We start from the raw sequence: 3,080 nt of genomic DNA on the forward strand, positions 1-3,080 counted from the left end.
GGAAAGCCCTGGGCCCACGCAAGCTGAGTATGTCCGCACAGGCCTGTGATCAGAATAAGAAGGGGCACGACCCACCTGGATGCTGGGGCCACCAGCGAGATAGGCGCAACCCTTCCCCGCGACGCCGCCCGCAACAGAATCTGGCGAGTCATGATGACGTCCTCGCACCAAGAGAGTTTAGGAAGATTTCTTTGCCACCTGGAGGTCCCCACGCCTTGTCTGCTGGACCCTTTTCCGCCATTTTCCAGCATACCGCAGCCGGGAGAGCGGTGCCACTCTCTGCCCCAATTTTCCTGGCGCGTCACGCAGGTGGCGAGATTATCTTTGCCGAGCCGGGATAACGGTGGCGAAGTAGCCGTGGGTGGAAAGTGTTAATCGTGGGAGCCAGTACGTTACTCGTTCGGCCCCCAAGAGTGTGAATCATCCGAATTTCCCGTAGGGGCAATTCATGAATTGCCCCTACCTGTGTCCCGAGTTGACGCAGCCGGAATCAACGGCAATGGACGGGGTGCTATATCCTGCACCCGGCTTTGACCGGTGCATGGAGCGCTATTACTGGTAAGCGGCCCCTCAGTTTTCCGGGTCTAAGCCGAAGATCACTGGTGGGCGTTTTTTCCGTTCTTGCCGCGCAGGACGTGAGACTCACGTCTGGAGCATCTTGACTGCCTGTTCTCTGGCCAGATCGAGCGCTTCGGGCAGTTTTTCGGGGGCTTTGCCACCGGCTTGAGCAAGGTCCGGACGACCGCCGCCACCACCGCTTACGACCGCCGCCACACTCCGCACCCATTTGACGGCATCCAGGCCGCGATTGGTTAGTTCCCGGGAAAGTCCCGCCACCATGACCACCTTCTTTTCTTCCGGGTGTTTAGCTGCCAGCAGGACCGCGGTGGGCACACCGCGCCGCCGGAGCTGGTCGATGAGCTGGCGCATGAGATCGGGATCGGCCGCCGGAATTTCTCCGACAATCACCCGAACCCCGTCCACGTCGATACCCTGACTCCAGAGTTGCTCGGCCGTTACTCCGGGAGACCGCCCCCCGAGGGCAACCTGTTTGCGGAGCTGCCGGATTTCCTGGAGCATGTTCTGAATTCGGGTGGGGATTTCCTGGGGGGGCACGTTGAGGGCGGCTGAGGCCTCCGCGATCACCCGCGACGCGTCCCGCACGTACTCGTAGGCCTTCCATCCCGTCAGCGCCGTGATGCGGCGGGTTCCCGCGGCCACACTTTCTTCGCTGATGATTTTGAACAGACCGATCTGGCCCGCGTGATCCAGGTGGGTTCCACCACACAACTCTTTACTGTATTCCCCTACGGAAACCACCCGCACAACATCGGGATACTTCTCGCCGAAGAGCATCATCGCCCCGGTTTTGCGTGCCTCAGCCAGGGGCATGTAGGCGATCTGGACCGGTGCCCCTTCCAGGACACGACGGTTGACCTCGGCTTCGATTTCCTCCAGTTCGTCAGCTTTGACGGCGCTCGGATTGGCGAAGTCGAAACGAAGAATATCGTCGTCCACCTTGGATCCCTGCTGCTGGGCGTGCTTTCCCAGCACCTTTTGCAGCGCGTAGTGAAGCAGGTGCGTGGCCGTATGAGCGCGGCGGATCCCCTGGCGACGGGCGGCGTCCACCCGCGCCGTGACCACCTGGCCCAGTGCCAGACGGCCCTCTCGCAAATGGCCGTAGTGCACGGGAAAGCCGCTTTCCATCTTGGTGTCGATGACCTCAAACCGCAGTCCGTCGGCAACGAGTTCTCCGCGGTCACCGACCTGGCCACCCATCTCGCCATAAAACGGCGTCTTGTCCAGGATGACGGCAATGGGCTGGCCATGGTCCTTTTCTTCCACGGCATCGCAGAGTCGTCCGGCGGCAATCAAACCGATGATCTTGGCATCGGGGACTTCGGTGGTTTCGTAACCCACAAAACGGCTTTCGATACCGGCTTTTTTGAGGGAATCGAGCGGTCCCGTGTAAAAGACCTCCTTTTTCTGCCCGGCCCCGGATTCGATGCCATGACGTTCCATTTCTCGACGGTAGCCTTCCCAGTCGAAGGCATAATTGTGTTCGGCGGCCAGGGCTTCCAGCAATTCCGGCGGAAAACCATAGGTCTGGTAAAGCTCGGCAGCTTCGGCCCCGGATACAACGCCGCGGTTGTTCCGCCGCATTTCCTCGAAGAGCCGTTCGATACGCTCCAGGCCGGTTTCCAGTACGGCGAGAAAATTCTCCTCTTCCCCCTTGATCACGGCCTGCACCCGGGGAATGGTTTCCTGGAGTTCCGGGTAGGGATTTTTCATCATTTCCGCCACCACGGGCACAAGCTTGTAAAAGAACGGCTCGCGCACACCCATGCGATGGCCGTCCAAGACAGCCCGCCGGATCAGCCGTCGGATGACATATCCCTGTTTGTTCGGAGAGGGAATGACGTTCTCGTGGATGGCGAAAGTGCATGCCCGGATGTGGTCGGCGATCCGCCGCAGGCGCCGTCCGAAATCGGAAGAGGGATCGTATTTGACGTGGCAGACGTCGGCAGCCGCTTCCACAATGGGCCGAATGATATCGATGTGGAAGTTCGACTCCACACCCTGAAGCACAGCGGCTGCCCGCTCCAGGCCCATTCCGGTGTCGATGTTCTTGCTGGGAAGCGGCCGAAGGTTGTTCGGGGGAGGTCCCACCCGATTGTACTGCGTGAACACGAGATTCCAGATTTCGACTTTACCCCAGGGGGTCTCGTAGTAGATTTCGCTGCACGGCCCGCAGACACCGTCCGGTCCCTGGCTGGGGGCATTGGCGGGCCAGAAATTCTCGTCTTCCCCCATGCGGGTAACTTTATCGGGCGAAAGACCCACTTCTTTGATCCAGATTTCCGCGGCCTCGTCGTCATCGAGGTACACAGTGGCCGAAATTTTCTCCGGGTCGAGCCCGAGCCACTTCTTGTCGGTGAGGAATTCCCACGCCCACAGGATGGCTTCCCGCTTGAAGTAATCTCCGAACGAAAAATTCCCCAGCATTTCGAAGAAGGTGTGATGGTAGGGGGTTCGGCCGACGTTTTCGATGTCGGCCGTCCGCAGGCATTTCTGGCATG

At 59.9% G+C, this 3,080-nt stretch carries 1 protein-coding gene; it reads right to left on the bottom strand.

Going from position 1 to position 3,080, the window contains the following annotated elements:
• Positions 1 to 642: 642 nt before the first annotated feature.
• A partial coding sequence (gene alaS, locus H5U08_RS14140) for an alanine--tRNA ligase (protein WP_297034373.1) occupies positions 643 to 3,080 on the bottom strand: 2,438 nt, incomplete at its 5' end.

Source organism: Thermogutta sp., assembly GCF_014359955.1.
Lineage (GTDB): Bacteria > Planctomycetota > Planctomycetia > Pirellulales > Thermoguttaceae > Thermogutta.